This is a genomic window from Kitasatospora sp. MBT63 (genome assembly GCF_000710465.2).
In the GTDB taxonomy this organism is placed as follows: domain Bacteria; phylum Actinomycetota; class Actinomycetes; order Streptomycetales; family Streptomycetaceae; genus Kitasatospora.
Genome location: NZ_JAIZ01000480.1, coordinates 1 through 3055 on the forward strand (window position 1 = coordinate 1; position 3055 = coordinate 3055).

Here is a 3055-nt window from a genome sequence, read left to right on the forward strand (position 1 = left end):
GGTGGGTGGGCTGGGGTGGGGTGGTCTATGCGGCTATCGGCAGCTCCGCCCAGTGGGTGGCGTGTCCCGGACCGGGGGTGACTCCGTGGTCACTGGCCAGAGCCGTGACGATGAGGCTGCCGCGGCCGTGTTCATCGGGCGCGCAACTCGCGACCCAGTCACCGGGTTCCTGCGAGGCGCCGCCGTCGTCGACCGCTACCGACACGACCGCGTCGTTCTCGGGCATCTCCAGGTGGAGCGTAACGGGGGGCAGGGCATGCTCGACGGCGTTGGTGACCAGTTCGGAGACGACCAGGAGCGTCCTGTCCACGCAGTCATCGTCCAGGCCCCATGCCCGGAGGGTGTGCCGTGTCACGTCGCGGGCGGTGGTGGCTGCCCGCTCGTGGTGCGGCAATGACCACTGGCGTGACTCGTCGGCCTGCGGTCCCTCGATCACGGCCACCAGGCCGGGCCGGGGGCCTTCACCTGCGGCCGGACCGTGGTGGGGTGCCCGGTTGCCGGTATTGAGAGTGGCGGGGGCGGTCATGACAGTCACATCCGAGGAGTTCGACGGGGCGGACGATCTGGTTCCAAGCCTGCCTTTCCGGGACAGTGGCGGGGATCCCACGATCGGGCCGACGGCCGGGTGAAACCGCCGTCCTGCGGCAGGCCTGGTCGGTCGTGTACGAATGCCGGCCCCACCGGGCTCAGGCCGGCAGCAGTGGTTTCGGGCCGGCAGGCCGCCGACTCCCCCGGGCGTCCGCCTCGGGGATCTCGGACGCATGTCACAACATGGTGCGCCGGTCAGGGATGATCTCGTACAGGCCGGTGCCCAGCTTGCGGAAGCGGCCCCCCGTGGCTCGTGCGATCCGGGCCCGCCACACGTCCTGCCGGTCCGCAGCCAGTCCGTCGCGCATCTCCACATACACGCGGACCAGGGCTAGCTCCTGGTCGGTCAGGCCTCTTTCGGACATGGATCTACCTCGGCCGAGCGCACGACGACGATCCCTTCACTCTACGACCGCGTCCTTCCCGCCGCCGGTGCTGCAGGCGGCGTGCCACAGTGTGCGGATGCCTGGCAGGGGTGGACGAACCAGCCGACCGAAGGATCCGGCTCCGCTGCTGGGCGTTGCGCCGGTTACGGAGTGCATCCAAGTGCTTACGTTGGCCCTGTCCGCCACCTTCCCTCTCCGCCGGTGAGGGGCAGGGCAGGACCGTGGAACGATACGGGGAGATTGGCATGACCACTGACAGCGCAGCCGCACGTGACCGGCAGGAACGTTTCGAACAAGGCATGGACCTCCTTTCCCGGATCAACGGAGAGGCCGGCGAGCGGATGGTGGCCGCACTCGCGGACGTCTCCCCGGAACTCGCCCACCAGATCGCGGCCTGGGCATTCGCCGAGATCTACGCCCGCCCCGCGCTCCCACCCCGCGACCGCCAACTCGTCACCCTCGGCATGCTCACCGCCCTCGGCGGGTGCGAGCCCCAGCTGGAGGTCCACGTCAACTCCTCACTCAACGTCGGGCTGACCCCCGACGAGATCATCGAGGCGCTGCTCCACTCCACCGCCTACTGCGGATTTCCCAGGGCGATCAACGCCACTCTCACCGCGAAGCGCGTGTTCGTCGAACGGGGCCTGCTGCCCGCCCGCGATATCTGACGCCGCCACCTGGCGCCGCCGCGGCCCGCGGACCCGTGCGGGCCGCGAACTGCCGGGGTGCACGAACTGCGAGAATGATCCGGGCGCAGGCCGAAGCGCCGCGTCCGAGGCGGTGGCCCGTGGGGCGCGCCGCCCTTGCCTCCGCCGTCCCCGCCCAGCAGCACCCGCGGCCGGCGAATCCACCGGCGCACCGACCACGAGGCTTCCTCGGCCGACTCGGCCAGGGCCTCGACCGTCTCCTCGCGGGCGATGACCGCGCGCGGCGCGGCCTCATCCGCCTCGGCCACAGCAGCCTGAAGCCGCTCCAGCTCGCCCGCACTCCTCCGCCCGGGCCAGCAGCACCCGCTCGCGCCTCTCCAGCACCCCAGCACCGACGGCATCCACCACCACCTCCCCACACCCCGCACCCACGCGAGGCTCCGAGTACGCCTACCGACCGACAGCCACACACCTCACCTGGAAAAACGTGACCCTGCCTTCGGTTTGGGACTCGCTTCTGAGACATGACGCAGTGCGCAGTTCCGGCAGACATTCGTACGCCGGCAGCACTCCCAGCGCATCAGCCTCTGGAGTACCCGCAGAAGGACCGGTCAGGCAGCAGGTCAACCGGGTCACCAAGGCCCGCGACCTGCCGGTGGGGACGCTGGACGCGCTGTTCGCAACGTACGCCGAGGGCCGCGCTCGGCTCCTCGGCCAGGAAGACGTCAACGTCGTCCTGCTCAACCAGGCCGTGACCGCCCACCGGGCCTGCGGGCGGCGGAGATCGCGGCCTCGCCGAGCGCGCCGCGCAGCCAGGGGTTGCCCTTGCCGGTCTTGCCGGAGGTGTTCTCGTTGCCGGACTGGATGGTGCGTGGGGACGGTTTCGCCCGGGAGATCAGGTGCCCGGGGGTCGGGAAGACCGCGGCGAGGTCGGGTCCCGGTCTCGGCGAGGATCACCTGCGCGGTGCTGGGCCCGATGCCGGGGATCTCGTCGGGGCGCTCGGTGTCGGACATCGGCACCAGCAGCCCCTGCCCCGTGCGGTCCGTCGGATCGGTGTCGGTGAACGCGGTGGGTGCGTGGTCGGCGAACAGGTGCGTGATCCGGGAGGCGAGCTTGTCGATCCGCGCGGTGAGGTGGTCGGTCATGTCGAGCAGTGTGCGCATCATGAAGGAGTGGCGCTCCTCGAAGCCGCCGCGCAGGGCCCTCGGCCGGCTGGGGCGGGGACGCCTTCACGGTGCCGTGCGCGAGGGAGGCCAGCGCGAGCGGGGACCGCTCGCCGGTGATCAGCACTCGAGCATTGCCCGGCCCGAGACGCCGTAGATGTCCGACAGCGCCGTGGTCAGCTTGATCCGGGCACCTCCAGGAGCTCCTCGCCGCGCTGCTTGTGGCGGGTCTGGGCTTGATCCGCTTTGACGGACACTCCTGATCAGGGG

3 protein-coding genes and 2 pseudogenes are annotated in these 3055 nt (G+C 70.7%); 2 read left to right on the forward strand and 3 right to left on the reverse strand.

Annotated elements, in window-relative coordinates; translation table 11 throughout:
- Nucleotides 1-25 precede the first annotated feature (25 nt).
- Both AA75_RS46025 and AA75_RS26225 read right to left on the reverse strand, forming a co-directional pair.
- Complete coding sequence (locus tag AA75_RS46025; protein ID WP_082526839.1) at nt 26-526, reverse strand: ATP-binding protein; 501 nt, start codon at nt 524-526, stop codon at nt 26-28.
- Nucleotides 527-764: 238 nt separating this feature from the next.
- Complete coding sequence (locus AA75_RS26225; RefSeq protein WP_033822724.1) at nt 765-953, reverse strand: hypothetical protein; 189 nt, start codon at nt 951-953, stop codon at nt 765-767.
- Between the two features lie 266 nt (nt 954-1219).
- Between AA75_RS26225 and AA75_RS26230 the strand changes: the two genes are divergently transcribed.
- Both AA75_RS26230 and AA75_RS54075 read left to right on the forward strand, forming a co-directional pair.
- Nucleotides 1220-1642, forward strand: a complete 423-nt coding sequence (locus tag AA75_RS26230; RefSeq protein WP_033822725.1) for a carboxymuconolactone decarboxylase family protein — start codon at nt 1220-1222, stop codon at nt 1640-1642.
- Between the two features lie 511 nt (nt 1643-2153).
- Nucleotides 2154-2363, forward strand: a pseudogene (locus AA75_RS54075) (potassium-transporting ATPase subunit C); the annotation flags it as partial.
- Here the strand turns inward: AA75_RS54075 and AA75_RS54080 are convergent.
- Nucleotides 2362-2529 (reverse strand): annotated as a pseudogene (locus AA75_RS54080) (transposase); the annotation flags it as partial. The pseudogenes AA75_RS54075 and AA75_RS54080 sit on opposite strands and share 2 nt — an antisense overlap.
- Between the last annotated feature and the right edge of the window lie 526 nt (nt 2530-3055).